8 protein-coding genes are annotated in these 18,328 nt (G+C 35.4%); 7 read left to right on the forward strand and 1 reads right to left on the reverse strand.

Annotation, left to right across the window (positions count from 1 at the left end):
• Window positions 1–52: 52 nt before the first annotated feature.
• The 3 genes from BW936_RS07455 to BW936_RS07465 are packed head-to-tail and all read left to right on the forward strand — an operon-like array spanning window position 53 to window position 8,258.
• Window positions 53–2,095, forward strand: a complete 2,043-nt coding sequence (locus tag BW936_RS07455; protein WP_084182004.1) for an MGH1-like glycoside hydrolase domain-containing protein — start codon at window positions 53–55, stop codon at window positions 2,093–2,095.
• Complete coding sequence (locus BW936_RS07460) at window positions 2,085–5,111, forward strand: aminotransferase class III-fold pyridoxal phosphate-dependent enzyme (RefSeq protein ID WP_076547707.1); 3,027 nt, start codon at window positions 2,085–2,087, stop codon at window positions 5,109–5,111. The genes BW936_RS07455 and BW936_RS07460 overlap by 11 nt, the downstream gene beginning before the upstream one ends.
• Window positions 5,112–5,120: 9 nt before the next feature.
• Window positions 5,121–8,258, forward strand: coding sequence for a beta-galactosidase, LacZ type (locus tag BW936_RS07465; RefSeq protein WP_076547708.1), 3,138 nt, complete (start codon window positions 5,121–5,123; stop codon window positions 8,256–8,258).
• Window positions 8,259–8,765: 507 nt separating this feature from the next.
• Here the strand turns inward: BW936_RS07465 and BW936_RS07470 are convergent.
• Entirely contained in the window at window positions 8,766–9,776 is a 1,011-nt protein-coding gene (locus BW936_RS07470) for a LacI family DNA-binding transcriptional regulator (RefSeq protein ID WP_084182005.1), read from the reverse strand.
• 338 nt (window positions 9,777–10,114) lie between these two features.
• Here BW936_RS07470 and BW936_RS07475 point away from each other — a divergent pair, with 338 nt between their 5' ends.
• The 4 genes from BW936_RS07475 (at window position 10,115) to BW936_RS07490 (ending at window position 18,322) form a co-directional block, all read left to right on the forward strand.
• A complete protein-coding gene (locus BW936_RS07475; protein ID WP_076547710.1) occupies window positions 10,115–13,144 on the forward strand; it encodes a SusC/RagA family TonB-linked outer membrane protein in 3,030 nt (1,009 codons plus the stop codon).
• Between the two features lie 24 nt (window positions 13,145–13,168).
• Window positions 13,169–14,956 carry a RagB/SusD family nutrient uptake outer membrane protein gene (locus BW936_RS07480; RefSeq protein ID WP_076547711.1) on the forward strand — a complete coding sequence of 596 codons (1,788 nt, stop codon included), beginning with the start codon at window positions 13,169–13,171 and terminating at the stop codon, window positions 14,954–14,956.
• Between the two features lie 108 nt (window positions 14,957–15,064).
• Window positions 15,065–16,024 carry a family 43 glycosylhydrolase gene (locus BW936_RS07485; RefSeq protein ID WP_076547712.1) on the forward strand — a complete coding sequence of 320 codons (960 nt, stop codon included), beginning with the start codon at window positions 15,065–15,067 and terminating at the stop codon, window positions 16,022–16,024.
• 87 nt (window positions 16,025–16,111) lie between these two features.
• Window positions 16,112–18,322 carry a TIM-barrel domain-containing protein gene (locus BW936_RS07490; protein ID WP_076547713.1) on the forward strand — a complete coding sequence of 737 codons (2,211 nt, stop codon included), beginning with the start codon at window positions 16,112–16,114 and terminating at the stop codon, window positions 18,320–18,322.
• The last annotated feature ends 6 nt before the right edge of the window (window positions 18,323–18,328 follow it).

Below are 18,328 nucleotides of genomic sequence, written 5' to 3' on the forward strand. Positions count from 1 at the left end.
CATAATAAAATTCTTTAGAGGAAATTTCTATTGAAACTAAACCTTTGATACGATGGACAAAAAAAGTATTCTTTCTATTATTCTTATTTTATTATTGTTTGCTTGTAAGCAAAACAAAATTAAAAAGATAGATAGGCCTAATAATAGGGACTACCACGCTTTATACAGTAATATTTTGAATTTTAGTGGCATTCCAGAAACTAGAATAGATAGAAGTATGTTAATGTTTTCTGATCAAGGAGCATGGTTTGCGTATAGTTTGCCTGATTCCCTAACCACCTACGGTGGTTTCTCGGGCCCTTTTTTAATGACCCAGGAAAATGGAGTGTGGATTAGTCCAAATTTAATGCAGTTGAAACTTTCTTATGGTTCTAAAGAAACAACGGTTATGGATTGGGAAAATAATTTGATACACCAAAAAAGCTATACTAGTCATTTAGAGCAAAAATTTAAGAACAAAGACCTTAGCATAGAACAGTCTTTGGTTTATATTTCTGGTCATACTGCCATGCAGCGTATTACCATTACCAATGATGCTGAAGCAGCTCTCACTTTAAATGCTAGTTTTTCAGGAAAGCTATACAACTCGGGAATTCATGTTACCAAAGATAATGGGATGATCAAACTAAAGTCGTCTAAAAGTGATGCTGTAGGTTACGCACAATTATTGAATATGCCCAACGATGTTTTCATACAAGATAGTTTATCTTATAAAATTAACTATCAGACGTTTGTTTTACCTTCAAAAAAAGCGAAAGAAATTATAGTATCACAGACATTTATTTTTCCAGAATATTCATGGGAAAATGAACAACAGCTCATTTCCAGTATCAACTTTGATTCTGTCTTAAATGCGCGTAAATTGGAAAAGAATAATGAGCTGTCAAAGTTGATAGAAAAGAGAAAAGATAACTTTAAAAATGATAAATACGCATCCGTTCTTGCCAAAGCACATTTAACCTTACAGAATAATTGGCGTATAGCTGCCGGAAAATTACAACATCAAGGTCTTTTTCCAAGCTATCATTATGAATGGTTTCACGGTTTTTGGTCTTGGGACTCTTGGAAACATGCTGTGGGTCTGTCCTGGTATAATATACCCTTGGCAAAAGATCAAATACGGGCCATGTTCGATTATCAAAATGATGATGGTTTTGTTGTTGATTGTATCTATAGGGATACAACCATAGAACCTTTTAATTATAGAGATACCAAACCACCACTTGCAGCTTGGGCCGTTGCTGAAATTTTTAAAAAAGATTCAGATGTTGATTTTATAAAAGAAATATATCCTAAGCTAAAAAAATATCATTTTTGGTGGTATGCTAAACGTGATCATGATCAAGATGGGCTGTGCGAATATGGGTCTACGGATGGAACCGTTTTAGCAGCAAAATGGGAAAGTGGTATGGACAACGCCATTCGTTTTGATGATTCTAATATTTTAAAAAATGGAGAAAATGCTTACTCCTTAAATCAAGAAAGTATAGACCTAAATGCCTATTTATATGCAGAAAAGTTATACTTGGCAACATTGGCAGAGGCGCTTGGTTATAAAGAAGATGTGGCTATATATAAAACAGGAGCAATGATTTTAAAAAAGGCTATTCAGCATCAATTTTATGATACTAGTGATGGGTGGTTTTATGATACCAATTTAGAGGGCACCTCTTTTATAAAAGGAGCAGGGAGTGAAGGTTGGATTCCTCTTTGGGCAAACGCCGCTACCCAAGAACAAGCCATTACGGTAAAAAACAAAATGATGGATCCAGAGAAGTTCTTTACCAAAGTCCCTTTTCAGACGATGGCGAAAGATCACCCAAAATTTGACCCTTTAAATGGATATTGGCGCGGACCAAACTGGCTGGATCAAGCTTATTTTGGTGTAAAAGGATTGCGCAATTATGGTTTTGGTGCAGAGGCAGATCTTGCAACCGAACAAATTATTGAAGGAGCAGAAGGGTTATTGGACGATGGAAAAGCCATAAGAGAAAATTATCACCCTATAACTGGAGAAGGGCGCGAAGCTAGAAATTTTAGCTGGAGCGCAGCACATATTATCATGCTTTTAACTGAAGATAAGAATGAATTATAACTCAATTAAAATATCAACACAACAAGCTGAGAAAATTGCATTCAATTTTTTTAACGTTACCGGAAACGTAACGGTGTTACCTGGAGAAGTTGATTTCAATTATAGAATTAAAGTGACCAATAGTGAAGGCTATATTTTAAAAATATCACGACCTAATGAAGATGTAGATTATTTAGATTATCAACAGAAACTTTTACAGTATGTGGCACAAATTGGAAATAATTTAATATGCCCAAGAGTTATTACCGATATTAATGGAGCATCTATTTCTTTATATATAGATCAACATGGAAACCAAAGAATGGTACGTTTGCTATCTTGGGTTTCGGGCAGAATTTGGAGCAATGTTAATCCACAATTAAATCATCTTAGATTTAGTTTAGGTGAGCAATGTGGTAAACTGACCCAAGCGCTACAGGGATTTGACCATGAGCAAGCCCATAGAAAATTTGATTGGGATATAGCACAATCGCTTTGGACCAAAAAACACCTTAATTTATTTAAAAATGAAAAAAAGAAAATTATTGCTTTTTTCCAAAATGAATTTGAAACCTCACTTACCAAATACGAAAAACTACGTAGCGCTGTAGTTCATAACGATGCAAATGATAACAATGTAGTGGTGTCTAATGAACTTATTAACCCCAAAGTCAAGGCCGTAATTGATTATGGTGATGCCGTTTACACTCAAATAATCAATGATCTTGCCATAGCGTGCGCCTATGCCATTATGGGGCACAATGACCCTTTAGAAGCCGCATTGCCTATTGTGAAAGGATACCATACTACGTTTCCGTTACAGGAGACTGAATTGGAACATTTGTACAATGCCATAGCAATGCGATTAGTAATTTCAGTTACTAAAGCGGCTCTAAATAAAATAGAAGAACCAGATAATGCCTATCTATTGGTGAGCGAAAAACCAGCATGGGAAGTTCTTGAAAAATGGTATGCTACAAATTCAGATTTTGCCTTGTATTGTTTTAGACAAGTTTGTGGTTTTACAGCCCACCCAGATCAAACTAAATTCAGCAAATGGGCAGCTAAGAACGATTTTAACACTTGCAATTTATTCCCAAACCTAAACAAAGAGGGGATACATTTATTAGATCTAAGTGTTTCTAGTACTTGGCTAGGACATCAACAAGATTTTAATGATCTGGATTATTTTCAGTATAAAATTAAAGGGTTGCAAAAAAGATATCCCCAAAAAATTATGGCAGGTGGGTATCTTGAGCCACGTGCATTATATACTTCATCAGAATATGATAAAATAGGTAATAATGGAAGGGAAAGTAGAACCGTTCATTTGGGGATAGATTTTTGGTTGCCTGCTAATACACCGGTTCATGCTCTTTTACAAGGAGAAATAGTGGTTGTAGAAAATGATGCCGGATTTAAGGAATACGGTGGACTTATCATTTTAAAACATACTGTAGGCACCCTAGTGTTCTATACCTTATACGGTCATTTGTCCTTGGTTTCATTACAAGGCAAAGAGGTGGGGCAAATTCTTGAAAAAAATGAATGTATCGGTTTCTTGGGCACACCCGAAGAAAATGGAAGTTGGTCACCTCATCTTCATTTTCAGATAATGTTGTCTATGTTGGGGGATAAAAAAGATTTTCCAGGTGTGGCCTATTACAAGCAAATAGCGGTTTGGAAAAGTATTTGTCCGGATCCAAATTTACTGTTTAAATCCAATGAGCTTCAAAAAAGCACACCAATTTCAAATACCGATTTAATTAAATATAGAAAAGAACATTTAGGAAAAAGCCTTAGTCTTCAATACAAAATACCCATTAAAATGGTACGAGGTTCTGGACAATATTTAATAGATGAATATGGTCAAAAATACTTGGATACGGTGAACAATGTTGCCCATGTGGGACATGAGAATTATGCCGTTGTAAAGTCAGGTCGAGAACAAATGAGTCTGCTTAATACCAATTCTCGTTACCTACATGATAATATAAACCAACTTGCTAAAGAGTTAATTGAAACTTTACCATCAGAATTAAGCGTATTACATTTTGTAAATTCAGGTAGTGAAGCAAATGAACTGGCTATTCGCATGACCAAAGCTGCTACTGGAGAACAAGATATTATAGCTTCAGAAGTCGGTTACCACGGCAATACCAACATGTGTATTAACATAAGTTCGTATAAATTTGATGGGAAAGGCGGAAAAGGAGCACCAGAGTATACCCATATTTTTCCACTTCCAGATGCATACAGAGGTAAGTTTAGGGGGCAGGCGTCAGGTGCTAAGTATGCAGAGGAGGTTCAGGATCAAATAGATAGTATCCATAAGAAAGGGCGTGGTGTTGGAGCTTTTATTATAGAACCTATAATTAGTTGTGGCGGACAAATAGAATTGCCAGATGGTTTTTTGTCCAAGGCCTATGCAATGGTGAGAGCAGCTGGCGGACTCTGTATTTCAGATGAGGTTCAAGTGGGTTGTGGTCGTCTTGGGAAGACTTTTTGGGGTTTTCAATTGCACAATGTAGTACCTGATATTATAACTATTGGTAAGCCTTTAGGTAATGGCCATCCTCTGGCAGCAGTAGCTTGTACCCAAGAAGTAGCAGAAAAATTCGCAAATGGTATGGAGTATTTTAACACCTTTGGCGGTAACCCGGTTTCATGTGCAATTGGTACGGAAGTATTGCGAACGGTAAAGCGAGAAAAACTACAAGAACACTCCTTTGTTGTTGGTGAGTTCCTTAAAAACAAACTTCACCTTTTAGCTAAGGATTTTCCTATCATTGGTAATGTACGCGGGCAAGGACTTTTTCTGGGGTTTGAGTTGGTTGACATTGCAATGAATCCTCTTGCTGATCAAGCAGATTATTTGGCTAACCGCATGAAGGATCATGGTATTTTAATGAGTATTGACGGACCAGATCATAATGTCATTAAAATAAAACCTCCCATTATATTTACACAAGAGAATGCAGAAGAATTGATTTTATATTTAAAAAAGATACTAGCAGAAGATTTTATGAAACTTTAAACTGAACTAATGAAAATCACCTATTTTTTATGCATCATTATTTTGGCAATTTTTAATAGTTGTAATAATGAAAAACAGCCAAAAGTAGTAGCACAGGTTAATCATTTTAATCATAGGATAGTTGAAGAAAACAGGCTACCGCCACGAGCTACTTTTTTTGCCTTTGAAACAGATGATATTTCAAAAAAAGAAGGTTCAACTCGTTTTTTAAGTTTAAATGGCAATTGGAAATTCTCTTTCGTAAAAGATCCAAAACAACGCCCCACCACTTTTCATAATATAAATTTTGATGATAGTAATTGGGATACTATTCCTGTACCTGCCAATTGGGAGGTAGAAGGTTATGACCACCCTATTTATTTAGATGAACGTTATCCTTTTGATACTGAATGGCCAAACGTACCAACAGATTATAATCCTGTAGGTACCTACCGTAAAGAAATAAACCTTTCGTCATCTTTTTTATCCCAAGATGTTATTCTTCATTTTGCCGGAGCAAAATCAGCTATGTACGTCTATATTAATGGAAAATATGTAGGGTATTCACAGGGCAGCAAAACACCGGCAGAATTTAATATTACCCCATACCTTTTTGAAGGGAAAAATCTTATTGCCCTACAACTTTTTCGTTGGAGCGATGCTAGTTATTTAGAAAGTCAAGATATGCTTAGAATGAGTGGTATTGAGCGCGATGTGTACCTCTATAACCAACCAAAAGTTTTTATTACAGATTATTATGTAAGTTCCAACTTAGATGGCACGTATACAAATGGCATTTTTAAAGGTGAGGTTACCATTACTAATTCATCTAACAAACCAGCTACAAGAAGCATAGAAATTGAGTTGTATGAGGGTGCTAATTCAGTTTATAAAACAAGTAAATCTATAATGCTCCCTGCTGAAAATACAGTTGTTTTCACGGCGGACGAAATATTAGAAAATATAAAACCTTGGTCGGCAGAAATACCCGATCTGTACCATTTAGAAATCCGGCTAATAGATAATAATGAGCCAGTTAATAATGAATTTATAAAAAGATGGGTAGGTTTTAGAAGCGTAGAAATTAAGGATAGTCAAGTACTGATAAATGGAAAGGCTATTTACATAAAAGGAGTGGATCGTCATGAGACTGACCCAATAAAAGGGCATGTGGTCTCTAAAGCTTCTATGGAAAAAGATATCATGTTGATGAAACAACATAATATCAACGCAGTACGGAGTTCACATTACCCTAATGACCCTTACTGGTTAGAATTATGCGATAAGTATGGACTTTACGTAGTTGATGAAGCAAATATAGAAAGCCATCCTCTGGCAATAAATGAAGAAACTCAGATTGGTAATGAAATGAGTTGGTTACCTGCACATATGATACGTACGGAACGGATGTATTATCGCGATAGAAACCATCCCTCAATTTATTCTTGGTCTTTGGGAAATGAAGCTGGTGAAGGTGAAATTTTTAGAACAACATATAAATGGCTAAAAACACAGGATGATAATAGAATAGTGCAATATGAGCCTGCAGGAAAAGAAGCATATACAGATTTATATTGCCCCATGTATCCAAAACCTGAATACCTTATAGCACATGGAAAGTCAAATTCGCCCAAACCGGCAATACTGATAGAGTATGCCCATGCCATGGGAAATTCAGTTGGTAACTTGCAAGATTATTGGGATATAATTGAAAAATATCCTAATCTACAAGGTGGTTATATATGGGATTGGGTAGATCAGAGTTTAGAATATAAAGATGAGCATGGCAAAGCATATTTTGCATATGGTCATGATTATCACCCCAATTTGCCCACGGACGGAAATTTTTTAAACAATGGTTTAGTAGATCCATTTAGGAATCCTCACCCACACCTATCTGAAGTAAAAAAAGTATATGAACCCGTTCAATTTAATTATTTAGGGAAGGGATATGTGGAAATTGAGAATAAAAATTTCTTAGCTGATTTTTCTGATAAAGAATTAGAATTTAAAATCTTAAAAGATGGAATTGAAATGTTTCATCAGTCAATTAAAACGCTGGATTTGGGTCCACAGCTGTCTCAGAAAATTCATATAGAGAATTTTCCCAACAGTTTCAATGCTGAAAATGAATATATATTGCAAGTAAGCCTTATTCAAAAAGAGGGCTCTTCTGTAATTCCAGTAAGACATGAAGTAGCATGGGATCAATTTGTGCTTCAAAAAAAGAGTTTGGTCACCCAAGAAAAAAATATAGGTTTACCATTAACAATTATTAATTCTGAAGATTCCATTCAAATAAAAAACGATAAGGTTCAACTAATCATCAATGCTAATTCTGGCGAGATTATTTCATGGGCCTTTATGGGGAAAAAAATTACGGAGCTACCTATACAGCCTAATTTTTGGAGACCCCCAACAGATAATGATTTAGGGAACGGTATGGATAAATGGGCCAAAGTATGGCAAGATGCCACCTATAATTACTCAAGTAAGTTGGTCATAAAACCCTATCAAGAAAAAAATGGTGTTTTATATAGTGTTGACTATACACTGCCAAATGCTATAGCCACTCTTAAGGTTGATTATAAAATAGAGAATAATGGGAGTTTGAATGTTGATTATCATTTTAAACCTAATCAAAAAAGTCTTCCCATAATTCCAAGATTGGGTATGTATTTAACCTTGCCTACAGCTTATACAAGTACTTCATGGTACGGAAAAGGTCCTGGTGAAAGTTATTGGGATAGAAAAACAGGTGTTAAAATTGGTGTGTTCCAGGGAGAAGTTAACGAGCAATTTCATAGATATATGAGACCTCAAGAAACCGGTAATAAGACTGAAATTCGTTGGATGACAGTTTCTTCAAGTGCATTAACGTTACATCTAAGAAGTAATATATTGTTAAATTCAAGTGTATGGCCTTTTTCCATGAAAGAGATAGATTTCAATAGTGAAGATGCGGGTGTTTCAGCTTCTGGGTTGGTTCCGGTAACCAAAAAACACGGGGCAGATATTAAAATAGGGGAAAACGTTCAATGGAATGTAGATTTGATGCAAATGGGTGTTGGCGGTGATAATTCTTGGGGTAGACGGGTGCATAGTGAATATACTATTCAACCTAAGCCTTATCATTATTCATTTTCTATTAGGCCGGTTTTAAACTAAAAAGATTTCTATGTTAGCAAAGGACAGCGCACATGAGCAGGATATGTATTTTAATTTAGTGTGATTTAATGTATAGTTTAATTCTCTAACTGTTCAAGAGATAAATTTAGGAGTCGCAATACCAATTAAATTTATACTATAAACTAGAAAGAAGAGGAGTTAAAAAGAAGAATAGGAACTAGGTGCCTTGGGAGAAATATTGCCCCAATTCAAGGACAACCCGTTAGGGGAGGTAGCAAGCAGTATTTTTGGTCCAATTGGGTTCACGTTAATACCTATTGGACCTGTTCGTACCTGTTCGTACCTGTTTGTGCTATTGTTGTTTAACCATTTTTCTCTCTAACCTATCTAGTATTGAACTGATCGGTATTGCAGCATTTGTTGTTTTCTTACCTGTATTTTATTTTTTCATAAAAAAAATGAATAGCAATGAATAGACTTGTATCATGGTTTTGCTACGGGTGTCCTATAAACCGTAACCTTACTCATTTTCAAGGATGTTTTTTATTAATTTCTAACCGTAGATTTTCTAATATTCAATACACCATCCATAATAATAGTTTCTTGATCAGAATTGCCGTTATTAATATGTTTTAATAGAAGCTCTGCTGCTTTTTTGCCTATTTCGTGGGTAGGTTGCCGTACGCTGCTTAACTGTGGCGTTATAAGTTCTGCCATACGCGTTTCGGTAAAACCCATTACGGTAATATCTTCCGGAACTCTATAACCACTGTCCTTTAAAATTTTTATCGCTCCCATGGCCACATGGTCGTTTTCACAAAATAAAGCATCTGGTAGGTTCTGGCTATTAATTAATTCTTTAACGGTATCAATACCTTGGTTAGAAAACAGTCCGGTTTCTATAATCTTATAATTTTCTTTTGGAATGTTATGCTTTTTTAATGCTCGGATAAAACCTTTTATGCGTTCACCAGAAACACATAAATTCTTGTGTCCCGCTAAATGAAAAATTCTCTTGTTACCTTGTGCAATAAGATGTTCTGTGGCAAAAAAGCTCCATTTTTCATTATCGAACAAAATTTTAGAAGCTTTTAGGCTTTTTTCCACCCTGTTCATGAATACAATAGGGAACCCGTTGTCTCTTTGTTTAAGGTAATAATCCATATTATCGTTCGCTGCTGTAGGTGCTATGATCAATCCATCCATCATGTTTTGCATCAGGGTTTTAACATTTGCTAACTCCTGTTCCTGATTTTCGTCTGACTGCATAACCAAAATTTGGTACCCTTGCGATGTGAAAATATCTTGTATTGCAATTATTATTTCTGAATAAAATTCATTTATAAATTCTGGAACTACGATACCAATATTAAAGGTTTTCTTCTGACTTAGTTTTTTTGCGATCGGATTTGGAAAATACCCCATCTCTTCTGCTGTTTTTAATATAAGCTCTTTGGTTTCTTTTTTGATATCATATTTATCGTTAAAAGCTCTTGATACCGAAGAAATTGAAACATTCAATTTTTTAGCGACATCTTTTATGGTAACGTATTTCATTATTTGCGGTGTTTTTCTTTTGACTAAAAGGAGGATTTGGAAATTTGGTAGATCATTAAAAAATTGACCTATTCTTATTAAAGTACATCTTATAATTTAAATAAAGTATTATTAGCTGCCTATAAATATACTTTTAATAAAAATTGCATTCTTTTTTAGATCTAAACTTTAGTAATCGGTACCGTTCTCGGTAATTTAAAACGTTTCCGGTACCCTTTCCGTAAATAGTTTTCTAGTTATCACAGCTTTGGGTAACATGAATATATAAATTGTTCCAGAATTTATTATTTAACCTGTAACAAGTTAAATAGAAGAGTAATAATTAAATCAAACTAAAAATGAAAAAAAACTATCTTTTATTAATTTTCTTTGTCTGCAGTTCATTTATATGGGCTCAGCAAAGAACGGTCACCGGTGAAGTTACCGATGCCCAAGGATTACCCTTAGCTGGTGCTAACATTATTGAACAAAATACAACCAACGGTGTACAATCTGATTTTGATGGCAAGTTTGCTATTAAAACCAGTGTTGGTCAAGTTTTGGTAGTTTCCTACATCGGTTTTAAATCACAAAATATTACCGTGGGTACCTCCAATACAATTAATGTAACTTTAATTGAGGATGCCGCAAGTTTAGAAGAGGTGATCGTAGTAGGTTATGGTACACAACAAAAAACCAGCCTTACCGGATCTGTTGCTACTATTGATGCAAATGAGTTAGAAAAGCAGCCCGTTCTACAAGCATCACAAGCCTTACAAGGTTTGTCACCTGGTTTAACTGCCATTCAAAGTAGTGGTCAACCTGGCTCTGATGGAGCATCTTTAAGGGTCCGTGGTGTTAATTCTATAAATAATTCAAGCAGCCCAACAATTATTATAGATGGTATAGAAGGAAGTTTAGATGGTTTAGAAATGAGTGATATTTCTAACATTTCTGTATTGAAAGATGCAGGTGCTGCTGCTATTTATGGAAATAGAGGTGCCAATGGGGTAATATTGATAACTACCAAACGAGCAAAACTTGGTAAAGCGTCTATCTCTTATAACAGTTATGTAGGTTTTCAGAAACCAACCAATCAGCCAAAGCCTGTTGATGCATTGACATATCTAGAAATTACAGAAGATGATGCTTTATTACAAGAGTATTTAGCCAACCCTAATGATAAAGACAACTATCCAGATACTGATTGGATCGATCTGTTGTTTTCTGAGTCTGGTTTTATGCAATCTCATAATGTAACTGTTTCTGGTGGATCTGAAGCAGTTAGAACTAGAGCTAGTTTTTCTTATCAAGAACAAGAAGGAAATATACCTAATTTTGGAACAGAGCGGTTTCAAGGTAGGATAAATACGGATTTTAAAGTATCTGACAAACTAAAAATAGGGACCGACCTTAATTTTAGAAGAACCGAAACTACATCGGCACGTGGGGGTAATGGAGTAAATGGGGCATACAGGCAGCCTGCCATTTTTCCGGCAATATATAGTGATGGTACTTTTGCGTTACCTTCTACAGGCGGTAATCCTATTTCTGATGTTAGGCAAACTGGACAGAACGTAGGTCAAGGAAATTATTTAAGGGCTTTATTGAAAGCTACCTATAGTCCTATACCTGAACTTACTATAAGTGCAACCTATTCTCCGGAACATGCAGAATCTTATTCTACAAATTATAGCCCACAATATGAGGTAGTTGAATTTTTTGGAAGTGACCCTATTCTAAGAAGTTCAGGAACCAATAACGAAATTCAATTAACAAATGGTAATTCAAGAAGTTTTACCGATAACTTTTTTGCTACCGCACAATTTTCAAAAAATTTCAAAAAACATTATGTAAGTGTTTTGGCCGGTTATGAATTCCTTAAAAATAAGAATACCAGTTTCAATGCAACACGTTATGGGTTTGCGATATCTGGCTTAGAAGTGCTCAATGCGGGGTCAGAGGAAAATGATAGTAACTCCGGTAGTGCAGATCAATATGGTTTAGAATCTGTATTTGGGCGTTTTAATTATGCTTATGACAATAAATATTTGTTAGAATTTGTTTTACGTAGAGATGCTTCTTCCCGTTTTTCACCAGAGAATCGAACTGGAAATTTCCCAAGTATCTCTGCAGGGTGGCGTATTACCGAAGAGAACTTTATGCAAGGAGATGATTTTTTTGATAATTTAAAACTATTTGGATCATGGGGTCAATTAGGAAACCAAGTTTTGTTAGACGGTAATGGAAACCTTATTAATTTTCCATATTCGGCATTAATTTCCTTAGGCAATGGTCACTATTTAAATGAGGGTGTGGTGCAAACTGCAGCACAAAGTGTTTTGTCAAACCCAGGTATTTCTTGGGAGACTGCAGAAAAAACGAATATAGGTTTAGATTTTTCTATCTTAAATAATCGGTTAAGTGGAACAGTTGAATATTATAATAATGAAACTAATGACCTATTAGGCACACAGCAAATACCTTCTACTACTGGTCTTGGTAGCCCTCAAGCTAACATATTTAGTTTAAAAAATTCAGGTGTTGATCTAGATTTACAATGGGAAGATACTATAGGTGAGCATTTCAATTACTTTGTTGGAGGAAATTTTGCCACTGTTAAAAACGAAGTAACCAACCTTAATGGAGTAGATTTCATTATAAATGGAAGTAGTATAACTCAAGTAGGAGAACCATTAGGGTCTATTTATGGGTATGAGACCGTAAGTATTTTTCAGACACAAGAAGAGATAGACGCCGCACCGGCACAATTTGGAACGCTTGAGCCTGGTGATCTTCAATATAGAGATATCAATGGACGTGATGCCAATGGAGAGCTGACAGGTGAACCTGATGGTATAATAAATAGTGATGACCGTAAAATTATTGGTAACTCGTTCCCTTCAAAAACATTTGCTTTTAATTTTGGCTTCAATTATAAAACTATCGACTTTTCTGTAAATGCCATTGGTGTTACAGATAGAGAAGTTTTTTTAACAAGAAACCTTGTACAGCCATTATTCAATGCAGGGAATATTTTTGAATACCACCTAACACAATCTTGGACACCAGAAAATCCTAACGCAAGATTTCCCATTCTAAAGAATTATAGTGGCGCCAGTAATAACAGTGTAACCAATTCAACGTATGTGTTCGATGCTTCTTACCTAAGAATAAGAAACATCACATTAGGGTATACCGTACCCAAAGTAGCGTTAGAAAAAGTTGATTTTCTGTCAAAGGTTAGAATATATGCAACCGGACAAAATTTATTGACCTTTAATAACGATCTGCCAGATGGTATAGATGTTCTCATACCTAACGGGAGCCAGGGTAATGTGTATCCTCTTACTACCTCATATACATTTGGAATAAATGTTACATTTTAATTATAAAATCTTAAAAGATATATCATGAAAAACATAATAAAGATATTTACAGGTTTAATACTTGTAACCATGGTGTCTTCCTGTTCAGAAGATGTGCTCGACTTAGAGCCGTTGGGTAATTCAACAGAATCAACATTTTTTTCTGATGCCGGGCAGATTAATTTAGCACTAAATGGACTTTACGGTGTATTTGCATCACCTTCAGTAGAAGGTTTGCCTCAGTCAGTATTTATGGAAAATATGTTGACCGATAATGCTCTCTATAGGCTTACTGATGATAATGATGGTCTAAGGGCCTTAAGTAATAGTTCGCAAACTCCTAGCAGTGGTTTTGGAGGACCTTATCGCAATTATTATGTTGCCATTGGGCGTGCCAACAATTTAATAAACAATATGGAGAAATCCATAGATTTGATTGAGCCGGCGGTATTTAATGATATTAAAGCACAAGCTTTAGCATTGAGGGCCTTTGCATATCATAATCTTACAGAATATTATGGAGATGTTCCGTACATTGATTTTTTGCCAAAAGATCCTCTAGAGGCTTTTATTCCTCGGAGCTCAAAGGCTACTATCGTACAGAATATATATAATGATTTGGATGAGGCGGCAAGCTTAATAGATGTAAGCGCTTCTGGAAACGAACGTATTACCTTAGCTACAGTTTACGGCATTAAGGCAAGAACGGCTTTGTATAATAAAGAGTTTGCTATTGCATTGCAAGCAGCAGATAAATCATTGAGTGCCGCAGCAAGTCAAGGAGCCACTTTATATGAAAATTATGAAGAACTTTTTACAATAAATGGCGAAGACGCAAACGAAATTTTATTTAAAATACCTTATGAAGAAGACTTTAGAGGTAATAGTTTTCCTTTGAGATATGGGTACCGTTTTGGAAGCCTTTTTAGTCAGGCTTTGCCAACACAGAATCTAGTGGATGCATATCCTACAGCCAATGGGCTTCCTATAGACGAAGATCCTTCATATGATCCTAAAGATCCATGGTCAAATAGAGATCCGCGTTTAAGAGCATCTATAGTTATACCACAAGACTTATGGGGCGGTTATATACATGAGTCGCATAGAGATAGTTTAGAAACCACCCGTTTTGTGGATGGTGTTGCTACCCGTGTGGTTAATGAGAATTCTCGTTCAGCACAATGGCCAGCTGGTCTATCAGGTTATTTATGGAGAAAATATACGCATGTAGAACAAGCTGAACAGAATATTGGCTCTGGCTTTATTGATTTTAGTTTAATGCGTCTAGGTGAAATCTACCTTATTAAAGCTGAAGCTGAAATTGAAACTTCTGGTAATTTAGATGCTGCTCGTCAAGCATTAAATAAATTACGAGAGCGCGCATGGGCAGGTAATGCATTTCCTGAAATTACCGAATCTAGTCAAGAGGGTTTAAGAAAGATATTGCGTATGGAAAGAAGAATTGAATTGGCAAGTGAAGGCTTCCGTTATTTTGATATGCTTAGATGGGGTATTGCAGAGAAGGTGAGGCAAGAGCCTCTTATTGGACGTGTTTTAGATCTTCCAAGTGCCACAGCTGCTTCTATACCAAATATTGATGAGGACGGCGTAGTAACATATGCTGATAGATCTGAGTATGATGATTGGCGATCAATTCTTGTTGATGGGGTAGTGGACCCAGCGGGCTATGAATCTAGATTATTTGGTAATTGGCAAAATGCCCAAGAAAGAAACTTTACCGCTCCTAGAGATTATTTGTTTCCTATTCCACAAAGCGAGATCGATCTTTATACAAGTGAAGGTTTTGAATTAAGTCAAAACCCAGGATATTAGTGAACGTAGTTGTTAGTTAGATTTAGGTTAGTAAGGGGACCTTTGCAGTGGGTCCCTTTTCTAGTCTTTCCATAATTTTAATTCAAATTGATCAAAGTCATGTATACTATGTATTGTAAAATATTTAAAATAGGATCACTTCTAGTTTTACTAGGATTTCTTGGTCAATGCAAACATGAAAAAAAAGAAAATCTGTTAATAAAGGATGCTAATAAAGCTTTAACGGTTTTAGATTCCATTTCGATAGGCAAAGAATTTACGTTATACAAATTACCTTATGCCTATGACCACACCATAATTTTTAATTCACGTTCCAATAAATGGCATTTATACGGAATTATAGCAGACAATAAAGAATTTATACATTTAACCGCAGATTCTTTAACCCAAATAGGTTGGGAAAAACAAGAATCTTTTAGGTACAAGGGACAAGAAATATGGGCTCCACATATTATAGAACATAAAGATACTTACTATATGTACTATACCAGTATAGGTGAACCCCGTCAAATAAGATATGCAATTTCCAAAGATTTATACAATTGGGAGCATCCACAAGATGAGCCGCTATTTGCATATGCAAACGAGTATACCGATAATCAAAAAAATAAGGATCCTATGGTGTTTAAAAACGGTAATCAATGGATCATGTACTTCAGTATGCTGAAAGATGATAAACATTGGGTAGTTGGCTATAGTACAAGTAATGATCTAATACATTGGGATGGTCCTAAAATTTGTTTCGATGAACAAACCGAAAACCCAGGGGTAGAATCGCCCTTTGTTGTACAACGTGGAGAGTATTATTATCTGACCCTATCGGCAAGACCTACCTGGCCACATGGAGGTCAGGATATTTTTAGAAGTAAATCTCCTTTTTCATGGAAGACCACAGATTTGGTTAAGCGCATTAATCCATGGCATGCCGCAGAAATAGTGAGAGATTTAGATGGAAAATGGTATTACTCTAGATCATCTGGTAATGAAAGTGATTTTAGAATGGCAGAATTGTTTTGGAACGATGGTCTAGATGATGAGGAAACCTCTATGCCAATACCTAATCAATAAAAGTTTAAATAAAGAAGACACAGTTATAAATACCAATAGTGAATGTTATTTTATACAAAGGCATGTAGAATATCTAAAATAAGAAGAATGAATTATATAAAAGGGATATTTTTTTTGAGCATTATTTTTTTAAGTCTTATCAACTTAAGTTGTAAAACGCAAGAAGATAAAGGGTATATATATATTAATGACGGTATTAATGTTTTAAAAATTAATACCTCAACATTTCAATTTCAGTTTGAAAATTTAGATAAAGAGATACTGGTGCCAGGTACAAGTTCTACCGGGCTGTTAATTAATGGGGACGCCATAACATCTTCATCTTTAATAAAAAGTACGAATTCTGAAAATTCAGTTTTCAAAGTCACTAATTCAAATGGGGAAAATGCTCAAGTTACGATAACCTTTAAAGAAGGTATTGTAAAATTTGTAATACTACCCGAGACTAAAAAGGAGTCGGATATTGTTTTGCGTTTAGGTGCAATGCCCGTTGCTCATGGTTTGGGTGATGCAGGTGCTTTTAGGGAGTCTTTTAATTTACTTGAAAATAAAAATAAAAAATATGCCATTGAAAATAACGGTGGCGGGCAACGTTGGTCAAGTTCTTTTACTATTTTTCCTCCAAACAATTTTGCCGGAGTTTTTTTTGATAAAGGAAAAAAAATAGTAACCCTTAATGAAGAAGAATATGCAATGCACATTACCAAAAAAGGTACTGCAACTTTCTACTATTTCTTAGGAACGTTAAAAACAATTTACGCTAACTATAAAAAAGTACGTGAAATTGAAGGTTATGACGATGTAAAACCAAAATCCAGATTGTTTGAATTAGGATGGGAATCTTGGGATGCATTAGGGTGGAATACAAATCAGAAAACAGTTCAGGAGATTCTTGAAAAATTTCAGCAAAACAATTATCCAATTCGCTGGGCGGTTACTGGGTCAGGTTTTTGGGATCAAGGGGGTACTACTACCAGTTTTGGAAAATGGGGAAAGAAATTCTCAAATCCATCAAATTTAAAAACTTGGATGCACGGAAAGGATATAAAATGGATGATCGGACTCAGAACCAATCTTATACCTGAGGGTGGACCATATTATCCGGCAACATTAAAACGTGATAAAAACCTGGTGGTAAATTCTTTTTATGGAAATGAACTTACCTCGTTTGCTAAAGAACAGGGGTATCTGGTGACCGACAAAAATGGGGCGGTCGTAGATTATACTTCTTCCATATTCCCTATAGTGCCAAGTAATTTATTGAACGGCAGCGCCCCTGGAGCAGCACAATGGTATCAACAACAATATGCAAAATGGGGAGTGGATGGCATTAAAGAAGATACCATGATGGACTTGGATTCACTAACCAATATATTTAATGCTCCTATTACGGAAATAGCAAAAAAAGGAGGTTTGGTCATGGCTAGAAACGGTGAATTTTCTTCTCCGGGAACGCTCTTAAGAATTAATGATACAGGAGTAGGTGATTTGCATAAAAGGTTACCTATAAACTATTTTCAATATGCGGCAAGTGGTTTTCCTAATGTATATTCTGATGTGGCAGGGGTACATAATATGCATAATATAAAAGATGTAGATAGAAATATAAGACATACATGGTTGTTGTCACTTACCGCAGGTCTTGCAGTTGGTGCATATCCTGAAAAATGGACAGATAATAAAAGAGAAATATTCAAAAAAGCGATAGACTTTCATTATAAGTTAGCACCATATATGTTCAATGAAGCCATGGAAGGGTACCGATCTGGTTACCCGCAAACATTAACACCAATGACCATAGCTTACCCAAATGATCCACGTGTAGCCAAACTTCAGAACTATCAATGGATGATTGGAGAATCTATTTTGGCAGCACCTTTATTGAAGAACTATAAGTCCGGTAAAATGGATGTATACTTGCCAGAAGGAGATTGGTTTGATTATGAAACAGGTGAAAAATATCAAGGGCCTGTAATGTTAAGTGATTATCAAATACCGTTAGAAAAGACACCTTGTTTTATTGGTGGTAAAGGAATTATTGTACTTAGAGATGTTAAGAGTTCTCTTTTACAAGCTAAAATCTACCCCATAGCTAAACAAGAAACCCTCTATACATTTGGCTACCCAGATGAGCAATCAACCAGTAAAATAAGATATAAAAAATGGAGCGCTAATGATGAAATTAGTGTAATAGATGTGACGTTGAATAAGCAAATTGCATTTAAAAAAGACAGGGAAAATGGAAGTATTAGTTTTATTATAATACCAAATCACAATTATAAAGTACAATTAAATTAATAGGAT

Origin of the sequence: Maribacter ulvicola, from assembly GCF_900155985.1 — a bacterium.
In the GTDB taxonomy this organism is placed as follows: Bacteria; Bacteroidota; Bacteroidia; order Flavobacteriales; family Flavobacteriaceae; genus Maribacter; species Maribacter ulvicola.

What these genes read in the sequence shown, in the direction of transcription:
- BW936_RS07455 (WP_084182004.1), top strand. Translation starts at nt 53, where the DNA reads ATGGACAAAAAAAGTATTCTTTCTATTATTCTTATTTTATTATTGTTT.
- BW936_RS07460 (WP_076547707.1), top strand. Translation starts at nt 2,085, where the DNA reads ATGAATTATAACTCAATTAAAATATCAACACAACAAGCTGAGAAAATT.
- BW936_RS07465 (WP_076547708.1), top strand. Translation starts at nt 5,121, where the DNA reads ATGAAAATCACCTATTTTTTATGCATCATTATTTTGGCAATTTTTAAT.
- BW936_RS07470 (WP_084182005.1), bottom strand. Translation starts at nt 9,776, where the DNA reads ATGAAATACGTTACCATAAAAGATGTCGCTAAAAAATTGAATGTTTCA.
- BW936_RS07475 (WP_076547710.1), top strand. Translation starts at nt 10,115, where the DNA reads ATGAAAAAAAACTATCTTTTATTAATTTTCTTTGTCTGCAGTTCATTT.
- BW936_RS07480 (WP_076547711.1), top strand. Translation starts at nt 13,169, where the DNA reads ATGAAAAACATAATAAAGATATTTACAGGTTTAATACTTGTAACCATG.
- BW936_RS07485 (WP_076547712.1), top strand. Translation starts at nt 15,065, where the DNA reads ATGTATTGTAAAATATTTAAAATAGGATCACTTCTAGTTTTACTAGGA.
- BW936_RS07490 (WP_076547713.1), top strand. Translation starts at nt 16,112, where the DNA reads ATGAATTATATAAAAGGGATATTTTTTTTGAGCATTATTTTTTTAAGT.